Annotated in this window: 18 protein-coding genes and 1 tRNA gene; 7 read left to right on the top strand and 12 right to left on the bottom strand. The window is 72.4% G+C overall.

The window, feature by feature from the left end:
* The first annotated feature begins 33 nt into the window (after positions 1–33).
* Positions 34–1,752 carry a hypothetical protein gene (locus tag OIU81_RS05990; protein ID WP_329144589.1) on the top strand — a complete coding sequence of 573 codons (1,719 nt, stop codon included), beginning with the start codon at positions 34–36 and terminating at the stop codon, positions 1,750–1,752.
* A gap of 46 nt (positions 1,753–1,798) precedes the next feature.
* Here the strand turns inward: OIU81_RS05990 and OIU81_RS05985 are convergent, their stop codons facing one another.
* The 4 genes from OIU81_RS05985 to OIU81_RS05970 form a co-directional block, all read right to left on the bottom strand.
* Positions 1,799–2,584, bottom strand: a complete 786-nt coding sequence (locus tag OIU81_RS05985) for a VOC family protein (protein ID WP_329144587.1) — start codon at positions 2,582–2,584, stop codon at positions 1,799–1,801.
* A gap of 207 nt (positions 2,585–2,791) precedes the next feature.
* On the bottom strand, positions 2,792–3,625 hold the full coding sequence (locus tag OIU81_RS05980) for an aldo/keto reductase (RefSeq protein WP_329144586.1): 834 nt from the start codon (positions 3,623–3,625) through the stop codon (positions 2,792–2,794).
* Positions 3,626–3,780: 155 nt separating this feature from the next.
* Positions 3,781–5,607: an AMP-dependent synthetase/ligase gene (locus OIU81_RS05975; RefSeq protein ID WP_329144584.1), complete on the bottom strand. Its 1,827-nt coding sequence runs from the start codon at positions 5,605–5,607 to the stop codon at positions 3,781–3,783.
* Positions 5,608–5,919: 312 nt separating this feature from the next.
* Positions 5,920–6,783, bottom strand: coding sequence for a LysR substrate-binding domain-containing protein (locus OIU81_RS05970; protein WP_329144583.1), 864 nt, complete (start codon positions 6,781–6,783; stop codon positions 5,920–5,922).
* A 177-nt stretch (positions 6,784–6,960) separates the two neighbouring features.
* Between OIU81_RS05970 and OIU81_RS05965 the strand changes: the two genes are divergently transcribed.
* Complete coding sequence (locus OIU81_RS05965) at positions 6,961–8,043, top strand: bile acid:sodium symporter family protein (RefSeq protein WP_329144581.1); 1,083 nt, start codon at positions 6,961–6,963, stop codon at positions 8,041–8,043.
* 15 nt (positions 8,044–8,058) lie between these two features.
* Here the strand turns inward: OIU81_RS05965 and OIU81_RS05960 are convergent, their stop codons facing one another.
* Positions 8,059–10,032: a sialidase family protein gene (locus OIU81_RS05960; RefSeq protein ID WP_329144579.1), complete on the bottom strand. Its 1,974-nt coding sequence runs from the start codon at positions 10,030–10,032 to the stop codon at positions 8,059–8,061.
* A gap of 247 nt (positions 10,033–10,279) precedes the next feature.
* Complete coding sequence (locus OIU81_RS05955) at positions 10,280–11,221, bottom strand: quinone oxidoreductase family protein (protein WP_329144576.1); 942 nt, start codon at positions 11,219–11,221, stop codon at positions 10,280–10,282.
* A gap of 142 nt (positions 11,222–11,363) precedes the next feature.
* Here OIU81_RS05955 and OIU81_RS05950 point away from each other — a divergent pair, with 142 nt between their 5' ends.
* Positions 11,364–11,807, top strand: a complete 444-nt coding sequence (locus OIU81_RS05950; RefSeq protein WP_329144574.1) for a MarR family winged helix-turn-helix transcriptional regulator — start codon at positions 11,364–11,366, stop codon at positions 11,805–11,807.
* 57 nt (positions 11,808–11,864) lie between these two features.
* On the opposite strand, the gene fdhD is transcribed toward OIU81_RS05950, so the two are convergent.
* The 3 genes from fdhD to OIU81_RS05935 are packed head-to-tail and all read right to left on the bottom strand — an operon-like array spanning position 11,865 to position 14,269.
* Positions 11,865–12,749: a formate dehydrogenase accessory sulfurtransferase FdhD gene (gene fdhD, locus OIU81_RS05945; protein ID WP_329144572.1), complete on the bottom strand. Its 885-nt coding sequence runs from the start codon at positions 12,747–12,749 to the stop codon at positions 11,865–11,867.
* An 18-nt stretch (positions 12,750–12,767) separates the two neighbouring features.
* On the bottom strand, positions 12,768–12,899 hold the full coding sequence (locus OIU81_RS05940) for a hypothetical protein (RefSeq protein WP_329144570.1): 132 nt from the start codon (positions 12,897–12,899) through the stop codon (positions 12,768–12,770).
* A 17-nt stretch (positions 12,900–12,916) separates the two neighbouring features.
* Positions 12,917–14,269: an FAD-dependent monooxygenase gene (locus OIU81_RS05935; protein WP_329144568.1), complete on the bottom strand. Its 1,353-nt coding sequence runs from the start codon at positions 14,267–14,269 to the stop codon at positions 12,917–12,919.
* 583 nt (positions 14,270–14,852) lie between these two features.
* Here OIU81_RS05935 and OIU81_RS05930 point away from each other — a divergent pair.
* Together OIU81_RS05930 and OIU81_RS05925 are read left to right on the top strand one after the other, a co-directional pair.
* Positions 14,853–15,230 carry a chorismate mutase gene (locus tag OIU81_RS05930; RefSeq protein ID WP_329144567.1) on the top strand — a complete coding sequence of 126 codons (378 nt, stop codon included), beginning with the start codon at positions 14,853–14,855 and terminating at the stop codon, positions 15,228–15,230.
* Between the two features lie 438 nt (positions 15,231–15,668).
* Positions 15,669–17,264, top strand: coding sequence for an aldehyde dehydrogenase family protein (locus OIU81_RS05925; protein ID WP_329144564.1), 1,596 nt, complete (start codon positions 15,669–15,671; stop codon positions 17,262–17,264).
* Positions 17,265–17,341: 77 nt separating this feature from the next.
* Here the strand turns inward: OIU81_RS05925 and OIU81_RS05920 are convergent, their stop codons facing one another.
* On the bottom strand, positions 17,342–18,676 hold the full coding sequence (locus tag OIU81_RS05920) for a DUF2254 domain-containing protein (protein WP_329144562.1): 1,335 nt from the start codon (positions 18,674–18,676) through the stop codon (positions 17,342–17,344).
* A 105-nt stretch (positions 18,677–18,781) separates the two neighbouring features.
* Here OIU81_RS05920 and OIU81_RS05915 point away from each other — a divergent pair.
* Positions 18,782–18,866: transfer RNA gene (locus OIU81_RS05915), tRNA-Leu, on the top strand.
* Here the strand turns inward: OIU81_RS05915 and OIU81_RS05910 are convergent.
* Positions 18,831–19,535 carry a zinc ribbon domain-containing protein gene (locus tag OIU81_RS05910; RefSeq protein ID WP_329144560.1) on the bottom strand — a complete coding sequence of 235 codons (705 nt, stop codon included), beginning with the start codon at positions 19,533–19,535 and terminating at the stop codon, positions 18,831–18,833. The genes OIU81_RS05915 and OIU81_RS05910 overlap by 36 nt on opposite strands.
* A gap of 300 nt (positions 19,536–19,835) precedes the next feature.
* Positions 19,836–20,735, bottom strand: coding sequence for a sterol desaturase family protein (locus OIU81_RS05905; RefSeq protein ID WP_329144558.1), 900 nt, complete (start codon positions 20,733–20,735; stop codon positions 19,836–19,838).
* Between the two features lie 115 nt (positions 20,736–20,850).
* Between OIU81_RS05905 and OIU81_RS05900 the strand changes: the two genes are divergently transcribed.
* Complete coding sequence (locus tag OIU81_RS05900; RefSeq protein WP_329144555.1) at positions 20,851–21,825, top strand: helix-turn-helix transcriptional regulator; 975 nt, start codon at positions 20,851–20,853, stop codon at positions 21,823–21,825.
* The last annotated feature ends 251 nt before the right edge of the window (positions 21,826–22,076 follow it).

The raw sequence follows: 22,076 nt of genomic DNA, 5'->3' as shown, positions 1-22,076 counted from the left end.
CCGCCGTCCCGCCGCCCCGAGAGTGGATCGCCCGTGTCCCTGCTGCCCCGCCGCCGCCCCCGCAGCCGGCGGTCGCGCTGGGACACCGTGCCGGAGGACGCCCAGGTACTCGGCGTGGCGCGCACCCTCACCTCGGCCACCCGGCTGCTGGACGTGATGCGCCTGCTGCGCCCGGAGGACGGCATCGCGGTGTCCTACACCGTCAACCCGGGCTCGGTCTTCGCCGACGGACTCGCGGACTACTTCGACGGCCTGGGCGCCCGCGTGCTCAGCTGGCGCGAGGCGACCCGGCGGCGTTTCGATCTGGCCGTGGCCTGCGCGGTGCACCCCTCCATGCGGCAGCTGGACGCCCCGCTGCTGGTCATGCCGCACGGCGCCGGGTACAACCGGCTGGTCACCGAGTCCACCGGCGATCCCGGCGCGCCCGCGGGGCTGTCCCGGCGGGAGCTGATGCGTGGCCGGCGGGTGCTGCCCGCCGCGATCGGGGTCTCGCACGAGGAGCAGATCGACCGGCTCGCCCGGACCTGCCCCCAGGCCGTCCCGGTCGCCCGGCTGGTCGGCGACTACTGCTGGGACCGGATCGAGCAGAGCCGCCCCCGTCGCGACCTCTACCGTGCGCGGCTGGGCGTCGGACAGGGGCGCCGGCTGGTCGTCGTCAACAGCACGTGGAGCGAGCACTCCCTGCTCGGGCGGCATCCGGACCTGCCCGCGAAGCTGGTCGCCGCACTGCCGGCGGACGAGTTCGCGGTCGCCCTCGTCCTGCATCCCAACGTCTGGGCCCGGCACAGCCGGCACCGGGTCCACCAGCGGCTGGCCCGGGCGATGGACGCCGGGCTGCTCGTCCTGCCGCCGCAGGAGGGCTGGCGTGCCGCGCTGATCGCCAGCGACTGGGTGGTGGGGGACCACGGCAGCACCACCTTCTACTCCGCCGCCCTGCACCGCGTGCTGCTGCTCGCCGCCACCGGCCTCGACGAACTGGACCCGGCCTCGCCCACGGCCGCCCTCAGCCGCGCGGCGCCCCGGCTCGACCCCGACGGCGACCTGCTCGCCCAGCTGCTGGCCGCCGCCGAGCAGCACCGCCCGCAGCGGCTCCAGGCGCCGGTGGACGGGCAGTTGGAGGCACGGGGCGAGGCCGGCCGGCGCCTCCAGGAGGTGATGTATCCGTTCCTCGCCCACCGGAACATCACGCTGCCCGCGGAATCGCCCCTGCCGGATCCCGTCCCCGAGCCGCACCCGGAGCGGCGCGTGGGGCCGACGGCCTTCGACGTGACGGGTGAGGTACTGCCCGACGGCTCCGTGGCCGTGCGGCGCCGGCCGGTCCTCGCCCACGCAGCCCACGAAGCCCACGATCACGACGAGTCCCGCGGCTTTCTGGCGGTCACCGAGCAGGAGACCCACCGGCTGTGGCGGTCCTCGGCGGAGGTCATGGCCCGGACCGTCACCGACGGCGAACTCGCCCCCGCCGACTGGCTGCGCGCCCGCATCCACAGCCCCCGGGCGAGCCTCGACGTCGCCGTCGCCGCCCTGGCCGAGGACCGCTGTCTGCTGTTGCTGCGGCGCTGCGGCACCCTGCTCGAAGCGCATGCCCAACGTGCCTACGGCGACCCCGGGCCGCGCCTCGACCCCCTGCTGCTCGGCGCCGCCGTACAGGTGTGGCTGAACGCGCGGCGCACCGCCGCGGAACTCTCCGGCGGGCTGCTCGTCCGCACGGGACCGCGCACGCTGAACGTGGCCTTCACCTGGCCGCCGTGACCGGGCGGGCGACGGCGGGGGGCCGCCGCCCGCACACGTCCCGGCCCTACTGCATCGGCTTCGGGTTGATCACGGCGAAGGTCGCGCCCTGCGGGTCGGTCACCACGGCCATCCGCCCGGCGATCATGTCGAAGGGCTCCTGCAGCACGGCGCCGCCGGCCGCGGTCACCTTCGCGACCGTGGCATCGGTGTCGTCCACCGAGAAGTACGCCAGCCAGTGCGAGGGGGTGTCGGCGGGCATCTGCGCGGACATCGGCTGCATGCCGCCCACCGGGCGGTCGTTCACCGTCAGGCCGTAGTAGTGCTCGGCGCCCTCCATGGGTGCGTTCTCGATGCCGAAGGCCGCCTGGTAGAAGGCGCCGGCCGCCGAGGGGTCGGTGGTGTTGAGCTCGTTCCAGATCAGGGCGCCGGCTTCGTTGACGATGCCGGCGCCGGGGAAGTCCGTGGCCTGCCAGATGCCGAACACCGCTCCCGTGGGGTCGGCCACGATGGCCATCCGGCCGAGCGTCATCACGTCCATGACGGGCATCAGGACCGTGCCGCCGGCCGTGCTCACCGCCTGTGAGGTGGCCTCCGCGTCGGCGGCCGCGAGATAGGTGGTCCACACCGTCGGCGGCGCGGGCTGGCCGCCCATCGGGACCGCGGCCATGATGCCGGCCACCGGCTTGCCGTGCAGCCGGCACACGGCGTAGCCACCGGTCTCCGCCGGCCCGATCTCTCCGGTCCACCCGAGGACCTGGGAGTAGAAGTCGATGGCGGCTTGCTGGTCAGGTGCCGCGAGATCGACCCAGCAAGGCGTCCCGGGCTGGTAGGGATCGGTGACTTCAGACATCGTGGCCTCCTCGACGGGGGCACCTCCCCCGGCCGTACGGCACAAGGGAGGAGCAGGACGAAGCGCAGGGGTACCGGCCCCGGTCGGCGCGCCGCGGGGGCCGCCCCGCACTCACCCTCCACACTTCCTGGCGTCCGCCGAGCCCGCCACTCGGGTACGCCGCGGCGCCGCCCGGCCGGGCCGGGCGGCGCCGTCGGGGAAGCCGGGTCAGCCCACGTCGAAGGTGGCCGGGTCCGGGCCGAGGCGGTTGCCGGAGTCCAGTGCGGCGAGGGTTGCGAGGTCCGTGTCATCCAGCGCGAAGTCGAAGACGTCGATGTTCTCGGCGATGCGCGAGGGCGTGACGGACTTCGGGATGACGACATTGCCCAGCTGGAGGTGCCAGCGCAGCACCACCTGAGCCGGCGTCCTGCCGTGCTTGGCGGCGAGCTCGGCGAGCGTCGCGTGCTCCAGGAGGCCCTTGCCCTGGCCCAGCGGCGACCAGGCCTCGGTGACGATGTGGTGCCGGGCGTGGAGGGCGCGGGACTCGGCCTGCTGGAACTGCGGGTGCAGCTCGATCTGGTTGACGGCCGGGACGACGGAGGTCTCGCCCAGCAGCCGCTCCAGATGTCCGGGCAGGAAGTTGGAGACGCCGATCGCCTTGGCGCGGCCGTCCGCGTGGATCTTCTCCAGAGCCTTGTACGTGTCGACGTACGTGTCCCGGGACGGCAGCGGCCAGTGGATCAGATAGAGGTCCACATACTCCAGGCCGAGCTTGGTGAGGGAGCGGTCGAAGGCCCGCAGCGCCGCGTCGTGACCCTGGTCGCCGTTCCAGAGCTTCGTCGTGACGAACAGCTCCTCACGGGCGAGGCCGGACGCCGCGAGTGCCTTGCCCGTGCCCTCTTCGTTGCCGTAGATCGCCGCGGTGTCGATGCTGCGGTACCCGGCCTCCAGGGCCTGGCCGACGGCGGTGAACGCCTGGTCGTCCTCGATCTGCCAGACGCCGAAGCCGAGCTGCGGCATCGCGATGCCGTTGTTGAGCGTGATGGAGGGAACCTTGCTCACGGGGAAATCGGTCCTTACGTCGACTGCTGCGTTCAGGGATGACAACGATCATCCGCCGTCACGCATTCCCGGGCATGCCCACGGGATGCGTGCGGCCCGCGGTGGAGGGCGGCCGTGGGGCCGGCCTACCCCGGCGAACCGGCCCGCCCGGCCCCTCACGACCCGTAGAGCGCGTCCACCTCGACCGAGTACGCCGTCTCGATCGCCTTGCGCTTGAGCTTCAGCGACGGGGTCAGCAGCCCGTGCTCCTCGCTGAACTGGTGAGCCAGTATCCGGAACGTACGGATCGACTCTGCCTGGGAGACCAGCGTGTTGGCGGCCACGACGGCACGCCGGATCTCGGTCTCCAGGTCCGGGTCGCGCACCAGGTCGGTCGGCGGCATCTCCGGCTTCTCGCGCATGGCCAGCCAGTGGGTGACCGCCTCCGGGTCCAGGGTCACCAGCGCGGCGATGAACGGGCGGTCGTTGCCGACCACGATGCACTGGGCGACCAGCGGATGCGCCCGCACCCGCTCCTCCAGGCCCACCGGCGAGACCGTCTTGCCGCCGGAGGTGACCAGGATTTCCTTCTTCCGGCCGGTGATCGTCAGATAGCCGTCCTCGTCGAGCGCGCCGAGGTCACCGGTGGAGAACCAGCCGTCGTGCAGCACGGCGTCGGTCGCCTTCGGGTCGTTGTGGTAACCGTGGAAGACCTGTCCGCCGTACAGCCAGACCTCGCCGTCCTCCGCGATGTGCACGGTGGTCCCCGGCACGGGGGTGCCGACGGAGCCGAAGCGGGTGCGCTCGGGCGGGTTGGCGGTGGCGGCCGCGGTGCTCTCCGTCAGGCCGTAGCCCTCGAAGATCCGCACGCCGGCGCCGGCGAAGAACAGCCCGAGGCGGCGCTCCATCGCCGAGCCGCCCGACATCGCGTGCCGCACCCGGCCGCCCATCGCCGCCCTGACCTTGCTGTAGACCAGCTTGTCGAAGAGCTGGTGCTGCATCCGCAGCGAGGCGCTGGGGCCGGACCCGGTGCCGAACGCCTTGTTCTCCTGCGCCTCGGCATAGCGGACCGCGATCTCGACGGCCTTGTCGAACGGCCCGACCTTGCCGTCCGCCTCCGCCCGCCGCCGGGCCGCGGCGAAGACCTTCTCGAAGATGTACGGCACCGCGAGGATGAACGTCGGCTGGAGGGACTGCAGATCGGGCAGCAGGGCACGGGCCGCCAGCTCGGGCTGGTGGCCCAGCTTGACCCGGCCACGGAGCGCCGCGACCTGCACCATCCGGCCGAAGACGTGCGCCAGCGGCAGGAAGAGCAGGGTGGCCGCCTCGTCGCCCGGCTTGGAGTGGAAGACCTTTTCGTAGCGGAGCACCATGTTGTCGGACTCGGCCATGAAATTGGCGTGGGTGATCAGACAGCCCTTGGGACGTCCGGTGGTGCCGGAGGTGTAGATGATCGTCGCCGTGGCGTCCGGGGTGACGGCCATGCGGTGCCGGTGCACCACGTCGTCGTCGATATGCGCACCGGCCGCGGTCAGCTCGGCCACCGGGTCGGCGTCCAGCTGCCACAGCTTGCGCAGGTGGGGCAGCCGGTCGATGACCGAGCCGATGGTCATCGCATGGTCCTCGTGCTCGACCAGACAGGCCGAGACGTCCGCGTTGTGCAGCATCCAGAAGACCTGCTCGGCCGAGGACGTCGGATACAGCGGCACGGACTGGACGCCGATCGACCACAGCGCGAAGTCGAACAGGGTCCACTCGTAGCGGGTACGGGACATGATGCCGATCCGGTCGCCGAACCGGACGCCCTGCGCGAGCAGGCCCTTGGCCAGCGCGAGGACCTCGTCCCGGAATTGCCCGGCGGTGACGTTCTGCCAGTTTCCCTCGTCGTCCTTACGCGCCAGCGCGACGCGTCCGGGATCGGCTTCGGCATGCTCGTAGACGGTGTCCGCCAGCCCGCCGACCCGGGGCGCGGTCGCCAGTGGCGGGACGGTGAACTCGCGCAATGACCCAGCTCCTCGTGGTGCTCCTCACAAGGCCGCGACCGTACCCCACGGTGACCGCATCCGGCAGTGCCGTACCACGTCACGAAACCGGCTGCACGGGAAATGGCCAACAGGCGAAAACGGGCTACTTCGGAGAAGCGCGGACACGTTCCCGCCGGTTCAACGTCGGACGATCACGACGCCGGGACCATATCTGCACCAAATCTCTGCACAGGAAAACGCCGCTTTCGCCGCACATGAGGACGGCGCTCCGAAGGGCCCGGCCGAAGGGCTCGGAGGCGGCCCCGGACCGGCGGACAGGTCACCGCCCGGTCAGGGGAGCTGCAGCCGGTCGCCGCCCGCGAGGATCGCGTCGGCGAGGGCCTCGGCCGGTCCCCGCGCCGCACGGTCACGCTCTCCATGGAGAAGAGCGAAATCCACCCCGCCCAGTTCCGGCAGACCGGCGCGTGGCGAGATCTCAGCCAAACCTGGCGGGATCATGCCCCTCGTATGTGCCATCACGCCCAGACTTGCCCGAGTTGCGGCGATCAGTCCGTTGAGACTCCCGCTGGTGCAGACGATCCGCCACTCCCGGCCCGCGCGCTCCAGTGCCTCCAGGGCCCGGGCGCGGGTCAGCGCGGGTGACGGGAAGACGACCAGCGGGACCGGACGCTGCGGATCGAGACGCAGCCGCCCGGCGCCGACCCACACCAGGCGGTCGCGCCACACCAGCCGTCCGTGGGACGCCCCCGGGCGCCGCTTGGCGAGAACGAGATCGAGCCGCCCGGCCGCCAGCAGCTCGTGCAGGGTCCCCGACAGTTCGACCCTCAGCTCCAGATCGACCTCGGGGTGGTCCCGCCGGAACCCTTCGAGGACCTCCGGCAGCCGGGTCAGCACGAAGTCCTCCGAGGCGCCGAAGCGGAGCCGGCCGCGCAGCCGGGTCCCCGTGAAGAAGCTCGTGGCCCGCTCGTTCGCCTCCAGGATCGTCCGGGCGAAGCCGAGCATCGCCTCACCGTCCTCGGTCAGCTCCACGCCGTGGGTGTCCCGGGTGAACAGCCGGCGCCCGGCGGTCTCCTCCAGCTTCCGTACGTGCTGGCTCACGGTCGACTGCCGCAGCCCGAGCCGGTGCGCGGCCTGGGTGAAGCTCAGGGTCTGCGCCACGGCGAGAAAGGTGCGCAGCTGCACGGGTTCGAACACGGGCCCTCCGTCCCGGCCGCTCCGCCGCCGGGCGCCGTTCATCGTGGAACGTGATAGCAGTGACCATGGTAAGCAGGGTTCCCGATCGTCGCAGCTCGCGGCAGTCTGGACCGGGGCTGCGCCGGCACCGCACCGGGCAGCCCGGCCCGAGAGACGCCGAACGACCGAAGCGAGATCATGCACCGCCCTGTGCCCAAGCTGCCCTCCTGGCTGCCCGTGGACGGATTCATCCTGGCGCTGCTGGGGACCGTCGCGCTGGCCGCGCTGCTGCCCGCCCGCGGACCGGGCGCCACCGTCGCCGAAGGCGCCTCGACCGGGGCCGTGGCACTGCTCTTCTTCCTCTACGGCGCCCGGCTCTCCACCCGCGAGGCCCTCGACGGGCTGCGCCACTGGCGGCTCCACCTCACCGTCCTGGCCTGCACCTTCGTGCTGTTCCCCGGGCTCGGCCTGGCCGCTCGCGTCCTGGTCCCCGAGGTGCTCCCGCCGACCCTCTACACCGGGCTGCTGTTCCTGTGCCTGGTGCCGTCCACGGTCCAGTCCTCGATCGCCTTCACCGCCCTGGCCCGCGGCAATGTCGCGGCGGCGATCTGCGCCGGCTCGTTCTCCAGCCTCGCCGGCATCGTCCTCACCCCGCTGCTGGCGGGACTCGTCCTGCCGGGCAACGGCGGTGGTTTCCGAGCGGGTGCACTGCTGCCGATCGTCTGTCAGCTGCTGCTCCCGTTCCTCGCCGGGCAGCTGCTGCGGCGGTGGATCGGTGGTTTCCTCACCCGCCACAAGAGGGTCCTGGGCCGGGTGGACCGGGGCTCGATCCTGCTCGTCGTCTACGCCGCCTTCAGCGCCGGCGTCGTCCGGGGCATCTGGCACCAGGTCTCCGCACCGCGGCTGCTGTGCCTGCTGGGGGTGGAGGCGGTGCTGCTCGCCGTGATGCTGACGGTCTCCTCGTACGGCGCCGGGAAGCTCGGCTTCCGCCGCGCGGACCGGATCGCGATCACCTTCGCCGGTTCGAAGAAGAGCCTGGCGGCCGGTCTGCCGATGGCCAGTGTCCTCTTCGGCGCGCAGGCCGGGCTCGTGGTGCTGCCGCTGATGCTGTTCCACCAGATGCAGTTGATGGTGTGCGCGTTCCTGGCCAAGCGGATGGCGGCCCGCGCCGTACCGGAGCCGCGGCGGGCAAAGGCCCCGGTCGGTCCCGAGGGCACGGCCCCGGCGGACGCGCCGGCGGTGGCGGCGGCCGGGCAGCGGCCGCCGCCACCGCGTGGGTGACGCCCGGCCGCGGGCCTAACGCCCCGCGCCCCGCACCCGGTCCAGCGGAAGCCCGAGGACCAGCGGGCCGGGCGCGGCGGCGTTTTCGGTGCGCAGGGCGGTCAGTTCGGCATCGCTCAGGGCGCGCCGGTAGACGCGGACCTCGTCCAGCGCGCCGGTGAACTGGACCCGGCCGTCGGGCTTCTGCCCCAGGTGCACACCGAACACCGAGCCCTGGCTGACCGACCCCGGGACATCGGGCACCACGGTGGTCTCGCCGCCGTCCACGTCGAGCAGCAGCCGGCCGCCGGTGCGGCGCAGCGCCAGATGGTGCCAGCCGCCGTCGTTGTAGGCGCTGTGGGTCACGGCCTGGGCGGTGGCGGCCGGGGCGGCGCCGTTGACGGCGGTCAGGCGGCCGACGATCCGGCCGTGGGCGGGGTCGGCCTCCACCGCGACCTGCGGGGTTCTGGTGCCCACACCGCCCATCCACAACAGCGGCTGTTCGCCGGTCGTGGCGTCGTAGCGGAACCACAGACTGCACGTGAAGTCGCGGGTGCCCAGGGGGAGGGAGGAGCGGAAGGGGAGGCGTACCGCGTCGTCGGTGCCGTCGAAGGACAGCGCCCGGCCGAAGCGGCCGTCGGTGCCGCGGGGGCCGCCGAGCACGGGCGCGGGCCGGGCGCCGGGGGCGGTGTCGCGGGTCGTGGGGTCCGGGCCGCGGCGCGGGCCGAGCCAGTCCTCGGTGAAGCGGGCGAAGCGGATCTCGTCCCGGGCGTCGACCGCGCCGCCCTCGTACATCAGGCCGGTGACCTCGGGGGAGAGGGCGACCAGGTCCGAGTAGCCGGACCAGTCGGTGGTGACCCGGGCGCCCCGCTCCACGCCCTCCCAGGTCCGGCCCTCGTCCCAGGAGGAGCGGATGGTCATGGTGCGGCGCCGGTCGGGGTCGGCGGGCGCCGCGAGGAGGGTGCGGCTGCGGCCGCCCGCGGCGGACGAGTGCGGCAGCAGCAGCGCGGAGCCCTGCACCATCGGGGTGTAGAGGTCGGGCAGGGCGCGGAACGGCGCGCTGAACGACGCGCCGCCGTCGCGGCTGACGGCCGCGGTGCGATGACCCAGATCGGTGCCGTCCTGCTCCCGGCCGTTGACGTAGACCGAGCCGTCGGAGCGTTCCAGGAGGGCCATCTCGGAGGGCTTCTGCCGGAAGGTGCCGTCGGCGGCGACCGGCCAGGTGTCCAGCGCGCCGACCTTCCAGGTGGCGCCGCCGTCGTCGCTGTGGACCAGCGCGGCGTGGTTGGCGGTGACCCGGTTGTCCGCGTAGCTCTCGGAGTTGATGCCGAAGACCAGCCGGCCGCGGTGCCGTCCGCGGGTGAGCTGGATGCCGTGCAGGGGGCCGGTGGCGTACCAGGAATTCCACTGCGGGGGACGGATGGCGGGGGTCAGGTCCCGGGGCGGGGACCAGGTCACGCCGTCGTCGTCGCTGTACTGGAGGTGCGGGGTGCGGTCACAGGGGACGTCGCAGCTGAGTCCGTCGGTGCGGCCCTTGTTGTAGGTCTCGGCCAGCACGATACGGCCGGTGCGGCGGTCCACCACGGGCGCCGGGTTGCCGTGGGTGTCGCCGCCTCCGTGGTTGACGACCTGGAGCGGGCCCCAGGTGCGGCCGCCGTCGGTGGACCGCTTGAGGACCAGGTCGATGTCGCCGGCGTCCCCGCAGTCGTGCCGCCGGCCCTCGGCGAACGCGAGGAGGGTCCCCCGGGCCGACTCCACGACGGCCGGTATCCGGAAGCAGAAGTAGCCCTGTTCCTGGGACGCCTTGAAGAGGATCCGCTGGTCGAATCCGCCGGCCGGGGAGGGCGCCGCGGCAGCCGGGGCGCCGGGCGCACCGCCGGGCGCGGCCTGGGCGGGGGCGGTCGGCAGCAGGGCGAGGGCGGTGGCGGCCAGCGTGGCGAGCAACGTCGCGGCACGGCGGTGCGGGGGTCTGCTGCGGTGGCTGGGGTGTGCGCGGAGAACTGACGTCATGGTCCGGCCTGCCCTTCGAGGCATCGGCGTCGGGTCATCAGGACATCCCACGTCCTATGTGCATCGCGACGGAAGCTACTGCCGCGTGCGGACCGCGACAAGGAGCATGCGTCGGTTCTCCGCGCCGCAGCCGGAATTCACCCGCCCGGCCCGCAAGTGCTGCGTCGCGTGGGCCGGACGGGGCGTGGGGGAGGGGAGTGCCGAGTGCGCCGGGTGCCCCGCAGACACCGCGGCGGCCCCTCGTGGCTCACGGCCGCAGCACCACCTTGCCGAGGTTGGTCCTGGCCTCGATGATCTCGTGCGCCTTCGCGGCCTCGGCCAGCGGCAGTTCGGCATGGACGGCGGCCCGCAGCCGGCCGGATCGGGCCAGCTCCCACAGAAGTTCCCCGTCCCGCGCGTACCGCTCGCGGTGCACGGCGGCGAAGCGGCGCATGGTCAGCCCGGTGATGGTCCGGTCGCCGGCCAGCAGCTCGTACGCCGGGACCGTACCGCCACCGGAGTTGAAGAAGATCAGCCGCCCGCCGGGAGCCGACGCGGCCAGGGCGCGCGGCAGCAGCTCGCCCCCGACGCCGTCCAGCACGATGTCGACCGGCTCGCCCCAGGACTCCTGGTCGTAGGTGACCACCTCATCGGCGCCCAGCCCGCGGAGGAACTCCGCCTTGGCGGCCGAGCTGACGGCGGCCACCACGCGCGCTGCGCCCCGGAGCTTCGCGAGTTGGACGGCGAGATGCCCGGTGCCGCCGGCCGCGCCGGTGATCAGGACGGACTCGGCAGCCCTCGGCGCGGCGGTGTGCAGCACGGCGAGCGCGACATGCCCGCCGCGCACCAGTGCCACCGCTTCCACGGCACTGGCGCCGTCCGGTATCCGGCTCGCCAGAAAGGCGGGGGCGAGGGCGAGTTCGGCGTAGGAACCGGTGAGGGTGAGCGAGGTGACGCGGTCACCGACGGCGAAGCCGGTGACGCCCGCCCCGAGCGCGACGACCACACCGGCGATCTCGCCGCCGGGCATGGCGGGCAGGGGATCGCCGCCCCCGTTGCCGTCGCCGCGCACCCGGCGCACACACGGCAGCGTGACGCCGATCGCCTCGGTGCGGACGAGGAGTTCACCGGGGCCGGGCTCCGGCGCCTCGGCTTCCTCGACGCGCAGGACCTCGGGACCGCCGTAGGCATGGAAGCGGACTCGGCGCATGGGGGACACCTCCTGGACGATGTCTCCGGCCGGCGCGCACCGCCCGGATGTCATTGGGTTGCCCAACGATAACGCGAAACCCGTTGGTGTCACCCACGTTTTTTCGTAGGGCCTCCCCATGATTTCCGGGTACGGTGGTCCGATGTCCGACACCCCCTACGCCCCCAGCCGCATCCGCGCGCTCCCCAGCTGGCTGCTGGGCCGCGCCGCCGCCCGGGGGCACCGGCTCGTCGCCGACGCCCTCGCCGCCGAGGGCATGCGGATGATGCATCACGCCGTGCTGTCGGCCGTCGCCGAACTCGGCCCGGTCTCCCAGGCGGAGCTCGGCCGGACGCTCGGTATCGACCCCAAGGACATGGTCGTGCTCGTCAACGACCTGCAACGGGACGGGCTGGTGACCCGCACCCCCGACCCGGCGGACCGGCGCAAGAATGCCGTCGAGATCTCCGCCGACGGCCGGCGGCGGCTGCGCCGCACTCAGCGGCTCGGTGACCGGGCCAACGCGGAACTGACCGCCGCCCTGACCCCGGCCGAGCGCGAGCAGCTGATCGCCCTGCTCACCCGGATCGCGCTGCCCGAGGAGTGACGCACGGCGGCCCGGGCGCCGGCGTCACCCGCCTGGCGGGCCCGGCCCGCCGCAGGCTCAGCCGGCCGTTCCGGGCACCACCACACGGTGCTCGCCCGCGTACACGTTCATCGAGGAGCCGCGCAGAAACCCGATCAGGGTCAGTCCGGTCTCGGCGGCCAGATCGACGGCGAGCGAGGACGGCGCCGAGACCGCGGCCAGCACCGGAATGCCTGCCATCACGGCCTTCTGCGCCAGCTCGAACGAGGCGCGCGCGGAGACCATCAGCACACACGAGGACAGCGGCAGCCGCCCCTCCTGCAAGGCCCGGCCGATGATCTTGTCGACGGCGTTGTGCCGCCCCACGTCCTCCCGGATGTCGAGCAGTTCACCGTCCGCCGTGAACAGCGCCGCCGCGTGCAGACCGCCGGTGCGCTCGAACACGCGCTGGGCGGCCCGCAGCCGGTCGGGCAGCGCGGCGAGCGTCGCCGGCGTGACACGGACCGGGGTGCCGGGGCCGGTCTCCAGGGGCCAGCGGGTGCGGGTGCGCACCGCGTCCAGGCTGGCCTTGCCGCACAGCCCGCACGACGACGTCGTATAGACGTTGCGCTCCAGGGTGATGTCCGGGACCGGCACCCCGTCCGCGAGCCGCACATCCACGACGTTGTAGGAATTCATCCCTCCCGCACTCCCCGCTTCGCTCGCGGGGGAGGGGGCCTCGCCGGTCGCCCCCGCGCAGTAGACGATGTGCGCCAGCTCGTCGGCGCGCGCCAGGACGCCCTCGCTGACGAGGAAGCCGGCGGCGAGCGCGAAGTCGTCACCCGGTGTGCGCATCGTGATCGCCAGCGGCTTGCCGCCGAGCCGGATCTCCAGCGGCTCCTCGGCGACGAGGGTGTCCGGCCGGGTGCTCACGACACCGTCGCGGATGCGGATGACGCGGCGTCGCTCGGTGACCCGTCCCATGTCTGATCAGTCCCGTCCTCACCGGCCCTGGATCCGGTGGCGTAGGTGCGGAGCGCCGAAGCGGCCCTGGATGCGGCGGCTGCCGTGGGGCGGGGGCGCGTGCTGCGCCACGGCGGCTCCGCCCGTCTTGGCCTCCTCATTCTCCCGCATGCGTCGCGGCCCCGGCCTCAGCGCCCCGGCCCGCCGGGCCCCGCCTCGTTCCCCGCTTCCTTCAGCTCGCGGCCGCCGAAGGCGCCCGAGCCGTCGGCCGCGGCCCAGGCCGCCTCCAGCCCGGCCTGGTCCAGCGTCCGCCAGTCCGGGGTGTCCTGGACGAAGGACCGTCCCAGCCGCCGCCCCAGCTCGACCATGCTCCGGCCGGTCCGGCCCCGCTCGGTGCCGTACTCCGCCAGCGCGTCCGGCCGCTCCGGCAGGGCCCGCAGTGCGGCCTCCAGGGCGGCGGCGTCCTGGAGCGCCTTGACCGCGCCGCCGCCGGTGTGCGGACGGGCGACGGTGGCGGCATCGCCCGCGAGCAGCAGCCGCCCGGCGGTGTAGCGCGGCGCCGTGAAGTCGTACATGGGCTGGAGGAACAGCTCCTGGCGCGTCGTCAGTCGCATCAGCCCGCCCCAGTAGGGCGGCAGCAACTCGCCCGTGACGTACTGGAGATGGGCGTGCAGCGCGTCGGTGAGGGCGCCGGGCGGCAGGCCGGCGGGGGCGTGCGGCCCGAAGTCGAGGCCGTCGGGCGGCGCGGTGTACAGCACCCAGTTGGCGCGCAGTCCGCCGTGGCCGTCGGGGATGCGGTAGATGATGACGTGGCCGCCGGGGAAGACGCCGTAGACACAGTCCTCCTCCGCCCACGGCTCGGACGGCAGGCCGGGAAAGTCCAGCGCCGCCATCCGGTCGGCAGGGACGGTGCCCCGCCAGGCCAGATAGCCGGCGTAGCCGGGCCGGACGCCGGGGAACGCGGCCTCGCGCACCACCGAGCGGTAGCCGTCCGCACCGATGACCAGATCGAAGCGCTCCGAACGGCCGCCGGTAGCGGCGTGGTCCCGCGGCCCGCCGGCGCCCGAGGCCAGGTCACCGCCTCCGCTGCCGTCGTCGCCACCGAAACGCAGCACCGCACCGTCCGCGTCGCTGTCCACTCCGGCCACCCGGGTCCCCGGCCGGAACACCGTGTCCCGCGGCAGCCGTTGGCGTAACTCCCGCCAGAGCGGCCCCCAGCAGTACGAGCGGAACGGGAAGGGCTGGACGGCGATCTGGCGGCCGAGCGGAGCGGCGCCGTCGCGGACGTACCAGCGGCGGGTGGTCAGCTGCGCCCACGGCATCGCGGTGTCCAGATAGCCGGCCGCCGCGAGCTCGGCGTACCGGGCGTCGTGCACCACGAGGCCGACACCACGGTCCGCGAGGAGACCCGCGGTGCGCTCATGGAGGGTGATCCGGCCCGCGCCGGCGCGGTGTGCGGCCAGTGCCGCGGCGCATCCGGCGATGCTGCCGCCCACGACGGCGACATCGGCCCCTGCGATCGTCATGTGGTGCGTGCTCATACGGTGCCCCCTGCGCTGTCCCGCAGCCGAGGGCCGGTCGGCCGCCCGGTCCGATCGGGCGCATTGTGGCAGGAGTTCCCCTTCGGCGCCCGGAGATCCGGAAAGACCGCGGGAATGACGTACATGCGGAGCAGGAGGGATGGCCGGGCGACAGCCTGGGTATATGCCTGAGCCGGGGCCGGACGAGTGAATCGGCCCCGCGGCAAAGCGGCCCGGTGGCGGGATCTGTGGGGGGTCCCGTCACCGGGCGTACACCGGGTCCGTCCGAAGGACGCGCCCCCGGGCCGCGCCGGACCGCGCGACACCGCCGAAGCACCCCGCGCAAGCTCCGCGCCCGCGCCGCACCAGGCCCCCGCCCGACCGCCGCGCCCCTGCTCAGGGCCGTTCCCCGCCCGTGTCCCCCGGCCAGGGTTCCCGCCGGTCCGCTCCGTGAGATCACCCCCGGTCAACACCCACCGTCCGGGTAATGTGCCTGTGGATCACTCTGATCATCCTGATCATCCTGATCACCCGATCCCCCCCGACGCACCGGAAGCACCACATCGCACCGGGCACCCGACCGACCACGAATGGCGAGACGCACATGAGCGAAGGGACAGCACCGGCGGCCGGCGACGCGGCCTCCGTCGCTGACGAGGCGGCCCGCGAGCAGCTGCGCTACCTGCGCGGCAGCATCGACAACCTCGACGCCGCCCTGGTGCATCTGCTCGCCGAGCGCTTCAAGTGCACCCAGCAGGTCGGCGAACTCAAGGCCCGGCACCACCTGCCGCCCGCCGACCCGGCCCGCGAGGCCGCGCAGATCGAACGGCTGCGCCGACTGGCCGAGGACGCCAAGCTGGACCCGGCCTTCGCCGAGAAGTTCCTCAACTTCATCATCGGCGAAGTGGTCCGCCACCACCGGGCGATCGCCGACCGCACCCAGGAAGGGGCGGCGGAGCGCCCCGAACCGGCCGCGGGCTGAGTACGGGGCGTCTGCCATAGGGGGTGGGCGGGCAGTGGGAGCGGCCCACCTCTCGCGGAGCAACTTCCCTCCGTCAAGGGGGACTTGGCGAGCCATTCGGCCACAGGGCGCCCCTCTTCGCTGAGTACGGCCACTGCCCGGAATCAGGCTGCCTCCGTACCTCGTCACCCACCGGCCACCTCACCACCGGCCGTCCCGCGCGGCCATGTCACGCACCGGGCACCCCGTCCGCGGTCGCTCGTCCCTCGCTCACCACCCACCCCGACCGCCTCACCCGGGTGGCCCCGTCGCGCGGGCCGAGTGACACTCGCCATACCTGACGCTGGACCGTCCCGCAGTGCCCCCATGCCCACTACCGTCCAGTAGCGCGGTTCCCCCGGGACCGCCCGAGCGCCACCACCCTGCCCCTCCGGCCGTGCACCGAGAGCGGAGACAACGATGGCCCCCACCTCCCCATCCACCTCGAACGCGCAGCGGGACGCGCGCGCCACGCCCGCCCCGACGCTCATCCTCAAACCCGGTACGTCCTGGCAGGACGCCTGGCAGCGCAGCCTGGCGGCGGCCCCCGAGGCGTTCCGCGACGACCGGGCCCTCAATCTGTGGGCCGGCGCCTGGCACCCGGACGGCGATCCGCTGCCCGCCACCAGCCCCGTCGACGGCACCCCCATCGCCGGCCCGCCCCGCCTGGACGCGGATGCCGCGCTGCACGCCGTACGGGCCTCCCTCGACCAGCACCGGGCCTGGCGCCAGGTCCCGTTGACCGAGCGCAAGGCCAGGATCTCCGCCACCCTCGACGCGCTGACCGAGCACCGTGAACTGCTCGCCCTGCTCCTGGTCTGGGAGATCGGCAAGCCCTGGAAGCTCGCCCAGGCCGATGTCGACCGCGCCATCGACGGCGTCCGCTGGTACGTCTCCGAGATCGAGCGGATGCTCGCCGACCGCGCCCCGCTGCCCGGCCCGGTCAGCAACATCGCCAGCTGGAACTATCCGATGTCGGTGCTGATCCACGCGATGCTGGTGCAGGCACTGGCCGGCAACGCGGTGCTGGCCAAGACCCCCACCGACGGCGGTCTGGTCTGTCTCACCCTCGCCTGCGCCCTGGCCGCCCGCGAGGGGGTGCCGGCCACCCTCGTCAGCGGCAGCGGCAAGGAACTCTCACCCGCCCTGGTCCGGTCACCCGAGATCGGCTGTGTCTCCTTCGTCGGCGGCCGGGACACCGGCGCCCGGGTCGCCACCGCCGTCGCCGACCTCGGCAAACGCCACATCCTCGAACAGGAGGGCCTCAATACCTGGGGCATCTGGAACTTCAGCGACTGGCAGGCCCTGACGCCGCTGCTGCGCAAGACCTTCGACTACGCCAAGCAGCGCTGCACCGCCTACCCCCGCTTCGTCGTCCAGCGCGAGGCCTTCGCCGACTTCCTCACCGCCTATCTCCCGGCCGTACGCAGCGTCCGCTTCGGACACCCGCTGGCCGTCGCCGATCCCGCGGACCCGCTCCCCGAACTCGACTTCGGCCCGCTGATCAACGCCGGCAAGGCCAAGGAGCTGGCCGACCTCACCTCCGAGGCGATCACCCGGGGTGCCGTCCCCCTGCACCGGGGCAGCCTCGCCGACGGCCGCTTCCTGTCCTCCCAGGACACCTCGGCCTACTTCCCGCCCACCACGCTGCTGGCCCCGCCCTCCTCCTCCCCGCTCCACCACGCCGAGCCCTTCGGCCCCGTCGACACGATCGTGCCCGTCGACACCGAGGCCGAGCTGCTCACCGCCATGAACGCCAGCAACGGCGCGCTGGTCGCCAGCCTGTCCTGCGACGACAAGGACACCTACGACCGCCTGGCCCCGCAGATCCGCGCCTTCAAGGTCGGCCATGGCAAGCCCCGCTCCCGCGGCGACCGCGATGAACTCTTCGGCGGCTTCGGCAACTCCTGGAGCGGCGCCTTCGTCGGCGGCGAACTCCTGGTCCGCGCGGTGACCGAGGGACCGTCCGCCGAACGCCTGCCGGGCAACTTCCCGGACTACCACCTGATGCCGTAGCGGGGCGCCCGGCTACGGCAGCCCGGGGCCGGCGGACCGGGGACAGGACGCCCGCCCCCCCCGCGCCGTCGGCCCCCCTAGCCGATCCCCTGCCGGTCCGGACACGAGGCGAACCGCCGGTCCGCCGCCGAGGGCACCGCACGCTCGATCGCCTGCAGGAGCAGCGTGCGGTGCCGCAGCAGCGGCTGCCGCCGTTCCTGCGGTGCGAGCAGCAGCAGATCCTCGATCCCGGCCAGGAGCCGCCGACTGACCTGCGGGCCGGCCACCGCGGCCGTCCGGATCTCGGTCAGCCCCAGATCCACCAGATCCGTCCAGCCCGGGATGCTCTGCGTCAGCCGCACCGCACCCCGGCGGTCCCGGTGCTGCACCGTCCCGAGCGGCAGCGGCGCCACCGCCGCCAGAATCTGCACGATCCGGTCCAGGCACTGCACGGCCGTGGTCGGGTCGTTCACCGCCGGCGACAGCGCCCGCAGCGCGATGTCCGACAACTGCCGGAGCCCGAGGCCGAGATCCTGGTGAAAGGTCCGCTCCATCCCCACCGACACCGTGTACCGCAGCGCCCGCCGCGGTGGCGCCGCCCCGCCGTGCACCGCGAGCACCGGCGTCCCCGGCAGTACGAAGTCCCCGATCCGGGGGATCAGCCGCAGAACGACCCCGTGCCGCCGCGCCACCCGCACCAGCCGGGCCACATGCACATCCAGCAGCACACCGGCCCGCCCCTCATGCGCCACGCGCTCCGTCTCGGGCCCCGGCGGCACCCCGGATCCCGCACCCTCCGCCCCCGTCCCCTGGCGCGCCAGCATCCGCAGTGCCTCCCGGGCGATGCGGTCGACCACCGGCCCCACCTGCATCAGCCGCAGCGTGGCGGACACATAGACGACGAACAGCACCAGACTGAGCCCCACCAGCAGCAGCGTCAGCACGGTCTGCGCCAGGGGCACCGAGGTCACCTGCCGCGCGTTCTGCTCACTCTCGTAGGAGGTGAGCACCAGCAGCGAGAAGAGAAAGGTCGCGAGGAAGACCGTGAAGGTGAGCTTGCTGATCCGGCTGCGGATGAAGATCCGCACCACCCGCGGTGTGCGCTGACCGCTCGCCATCTGCAACGCGACCAGCGAAATGCTGAAGACCACCCCGATGAACGTCAACATCGCCGAGCTGATCGTCGTCACGATGACTTTGGTGTCCTCGGTGAGCGCGGCCAGCTCCCGCACCTCCGCGTAGGCATGAATCCGCCGCAGATGCGCGAGGAACGCCTCATCGAGAGCGCCTGCCGCCCACCACAGCAGGACCGCACACACCAGCCCCGCCATGGGCGCGAACCAGAACGTGTCCCGCAGATGCTCCCGCAACGGGGAAAGCGCTCTTGGCCTGCGTGGACCATCGATATGCGCGATGTGTACTTTATTGCCCATAAATCGAGGTTATGTGGCGCCCGGATACGCAGGTGAAGGGCACTCCGAAACCTTGGTATTGTTGTCCATGTCGCCGCGGGGAACGCCCCGTGACGATCACACCTAGTCCGGGTGGCGGAATGGCAGACGCGCTAGCTTGAGGTGCTAGTGCCCTTTATCGGGCGTGGGGGTTCAAGTCCCCCCTCGGACACGCAGATAGGCACATGTCAGCGGGTTGTGACCGTACGGTCACAACCCGCTGATTTGCGTGGTACTCCAGCTCAAGGCCGAAGTCGGCGTAGAGCGGTGCTTTGTCCTCGGGGTCGGCGGCCTGGAGCCGGCCGGTCATGTTGCCGAGGGTCTTGATCATGTGGTGGATCTGTTCCTCGGTGAGGATCTCCCGCTGGGCGTGCGACGCGGCGGCGAGCTGTTGGCGGGCAGCTGTCTGCTCGTTCTGGGCGGCGGTGATCCAGCCGGCTACGACCGCGGGGTCGGCTCCGGCATCCAGTGCAACGCGGTATCGGTCGATGCGTCGATTCGTCTCGGTGATGGTCCGCCGTGCGGTTTCCAGGCCGGGGGCGGCAGCCGGTTGCCGCTGCTGGCTCTCACACATGGCCCGGATGGTGCGGCCAAGATGTCCGGGCGCGAAGACGCGGGCGAGCCATGTGTCGAGCGCCGGAAGGATCGCGTTCTGACGCACGTAGACGGTCAGCGGATGTTCCAGGGCGGCACTCTTGGCGTACTCGGCGGTGTAGCGGCAGCGGTAGTAGGGCTGACCGTTGTTGTAGTTGCCCTGCATCTTGCGGCGGCAGATGCCGCAACGCAGTCGGCCACGGAGTGGGTAGGCGCGGTGGGTGGTGCGGGGGCTGCGCTCGGGCACCCCCGATCGGCGGGTGAACGTCTTTGCCCGGGCGCGCCGCGGATGAACGGCGGGATGGTCAGCTCGGGGCGAAGAACTGGAGTTTCACGCCCTCGGCCAGCGGCAACGCGGTCTCGTCGCCGTCCCAGGTCCCGGCGAAGAACGCGATGAGCTGGCCGGCCGCTCGCAGTGCGGTATCAAAGACGGCCCCAAGCCCCTCAGTATCAGAGAGTGGACCTGCGGAGCATGCGGGGCCGTCCTCGACCCCTTTAGGGAGGAGTGGATGTCAATTGGCCCCTCGTGGAGCCTCGTCGCGGCCGGTCACTCGGCAGGTGCCGGGATCGAGGCGCGGGCCGGGCGGAACGGCCAGGCAAGGGTGGCAAGGAATCGGCGCGGGTCGGGGTAGGAGGCCGGGTCGTCGAGGCCGAGGCGACCGGGGACTCTCCTGGGCTCGTACATGAAGGTGCCGAAGGCTATGTCCCAGATCGCCAGCACTGAGCCATAGTTGACCCGCTCGCCTGCGCCGTGGTGCCAACGGTGCGTCTCGGCTCCGATCAGCAGGTAGTTGAGCGGCCCGGTGCGGATATCGGCGTTCACATGGCTGATCGTCTGCTGAAGGTTGAGTGCCATCAGGACCAGGAAAGCGGCGTCAGGGGTGGCGCCGCTGAACCGGAACACCAGCAGGGAGATCACGAACCGGGAGACCAGCAGGTCGATCGGGTGGAAAACCGGGTGCATGAACATGTACAGCTGCGAGGGCGCGTGGTGCACTCCGTGCGCTCGCCACAGCCGCGGGATGGTGTGCGCAGTTCGGTGATAGCCGTACCAGAGCAGATCCAAGGCCAGCAGCACCAGCAGGGCCTGGACCAGGAGCGGAAGGCGTGTGATCGGTCCGAAGCCGCCGTCGGGGACGAGCTGGGCTGCGACGAAGGAAACGCCCATTGTTGCGACCTGCTCGACCATGAAGGCCAGTCCGATGAACGGCAGGTCACGGCCCACGAAGCTGTCGCGGGTCATCCCCCAGCGGTCGAGCATCGGGTTGACCCGCTCGACGGTGAAGGCGACCGCGATGGTGCATATGGTCAGCAGAGCGATGGCGGCCCCCCTCGGGATCGCCAGTTGGTGAGTGACGGCCGCCCAGGCGATGACGGTCGTGGCCGCGGCCAGGAGGGGATAGGTACCGTAGGTCAGAACCGGCCGCGCCGGTTTGTCGAGTTCCATGCGGCCAACTTCGCAGCCGACCCGAGGGGCGTGCTTTCCTGTGGGCGTAACCCTTTTCCCTTCTCGCGCACCCAGGGACGACGACAGGGGCGGCCCTGACGGCGCTGCCCTGATCATGGAGCTGGAGCTGCGGGCCTACGCCCTCACACGGGGGGCTGTTCTGCCGGATCTCCTGGCGACGGATGATCGCGCGCAGGTCGATTGGCTGGCACCGCTCTGGGACGCACTGCGGCAGGCCGGTGTGGTCTATCCCGGGCTGATGTTCGGCACGTCGGCCGAGCCCTCCGCGCTCGGCGGAGTGCTGTCATCGATTCTCGCCAACACCCCCGACATCGGCGCGATGCTGGACACTCTGGTGCGCTTCCACCCCCTGATCGGTCGCAATGAGCTGGTGGTAAGGCGGCGCCCCGGCAGCCGCGGGCCGGGTGAGGTCTCGCTGAGCCTGCGGGCTCTGGATGGCGGGGCGGGACATCCGGACACCGTGGATGCCTTTTTCACGATGCTGTGCGCCGCCGTTCGTCGGCGCGCCGGTCAGGGCGTGGGGCCGGACCGTGTACTGCTGCGGCGGTCCGAACCCGCGCGGCCAGAGGCGTACCGGCGCGCGCTGGGCCCGGTGGCCTTCGGGCAGCCGGCGGATGCCTGCGTGTTCGGGGCGACCGCACTGCGCGCGCAGGTGCGGCACGCCGATCCGGTGGTGCTGGCGATGCTCGCTCCCTACGCGCAGCGGCAGCTTGCGGTGAACCACACACCATGGTCGGAGGCGGTGCGGGCGGCTCTGCAGGAGGGCGGGGGCTCACTCGGCTCGCCTCGGTTGGCGGACGTGGCACGGGCATTGGCGGTCAGCCGCCGCACGCTCCAGTTGAGGCTTCAAGAAGAAGGGTGCTCGTTCTCAACCCTGATGGAGACCAGACAGCGGGAACGCGCGCTGGCCTTGTTGGCCGAGCCCGAGCCGGTCGGACTACCGATGACCGCCATCGCTACGCAGGTGGGCTTCGCGACACCGGCCGCCTTCACCCGCGCTGTGCGCAGATGGACGGGCCTGACCCCCTCGGCGTACCGGCGAGGCGAAGGCGCGCAGCACAGCGGGTGAATTTTCCGATGGTGGGCGAACCTGGGTGGCCGGGGGAACTTCCAGTTCTGCGGGTGGGCGTTGATGCGTCCCACGGCGGCGGGTCACGGCGTGGGGTCGCCGCTGCTGGCCCCAGACTCCCCTCAAAGAGGGGGCGGCTCCCTGCTCCACTGCTTTGTTCTTGTAGCCGGTGTCGGCCCAGGCCTTGGTGACGGTGGGGTGGCTGGCTGCCGGCACGGCAGTCTGGGCGAGCGGGACCAACACCGGGTCGT

This window comes from Streptomyces sp. NBC_01454 (assembly GCF_036227565.1).
GTDB lineage: Bacteria > Actinomycetota > Actinomycetes > Streptomycetales > Streptomycetaceae > Streptomyces.
Note: the sequence above shows the minus strand (reverse complement) of the source record. Positions and strands in the feature narration are given on the sequence as shown.

What these genes read in the sequence shown, in the direction of transcription:
- OIU81_RS05925 (WP_329144564.1), top strand. Translation starts at nt 15,669, where the DNA reads ATGGCCCCCACCTCCCCATCCACCTCGAACGCGCAGCGGGACGCGCGC.
- OIU81_RS05920 (WP_329144562.1), bottom strand. Translation starts at nt 18,676, where the DNA reads ATGGGCAATAAAGTACACATCGCGCATATCGATGGTCCACGCAGGCCA.
- OIU81_RS05935 (WP_329144568.1), bottom strand. Translation starts at nt 14,269, where the DNA reads ATGAGCACGCACCACATGACGATCGCAGGGGCCGATGTCGCCGTCGTG.
- OIU81_RS05940 (WP_329144570.1), bottom strand. Translation starts at nt 12,899, where the DNA reads ATGCGGGAGAATGAGGAGGCCAAGACGGGCGGAGCCGCCGTGGCGCAG.
- OIU81_RS05965 (WP_329144581.1), top strand. Translation starts at nt 6,961, where the DNA reads ATGCACCGCCCTGTGCCCAAGCTGCCCTCCTGGCTGCCCGTGGACGGA.
- fdhD (WP_329144572.1), bottom strand. Translation starts at nt 12,749, where the DNA reads ATGGGACGGGTCACCGAGCGACGCCGCGTCATCCGCATCCGCGACGGT.
- OIU81_RS05960 (WP_329144579.1), bottom strand. Translation starts at nt 10,032, where the DNA reads ATGACGTCAGTTCTCCGCGCACACCCCAGCCACCGCAGCAGACCCCCG.
- OIU81_RS05955 (WP_329144576.1), bottom strand. Translation starts at nt 11,221, where the DNA reads ATGCGCCGAGTCCGCTTCCATGCCTACGGCGGTCCCGAGGTCCTGCGC.
- OIU81_RS05950 (WP_329144574.1), top strand. Translation starts at nt 11,364, where the DNA reads ATGTCCGACACCCCCTACGCCCCCAGCCGCATCCGCGCGCTCCCCAGC.
- OIU81_RS05985 (WP_329144587.1), bottom strand. Translation starts at nt 2,584, where the DNA reads ATGTCTGAAGTCACCGATCCCTACCAGCCCGGGACGCCTTGCTGGGTC.
- OIU81_RS05900 (WP_329144555.1), top strand. Translation starts at nt 20,851, where the DNA reads ATGGAGCTGGAGCTGCGGGCCTACGCCCTCACACGGGGGGCTGTTCTG.
- OIU81_RS05905 (WP_329144558.1), bottom strand. Translation starts at nt 20,735, where the DNA reads ATGGAACTCGACAAACCGGCGCGGCCGGTTCTGACCTACGGTACCTAT.
- OIU81_RS05930 (WP_329144567.1), top strand. Translation starts at nt 14,853, where the DNA reads ATGAGCGAAGGGACAGCACCGGCGGCCGGCGACGCGGCCTCCGTCGCT.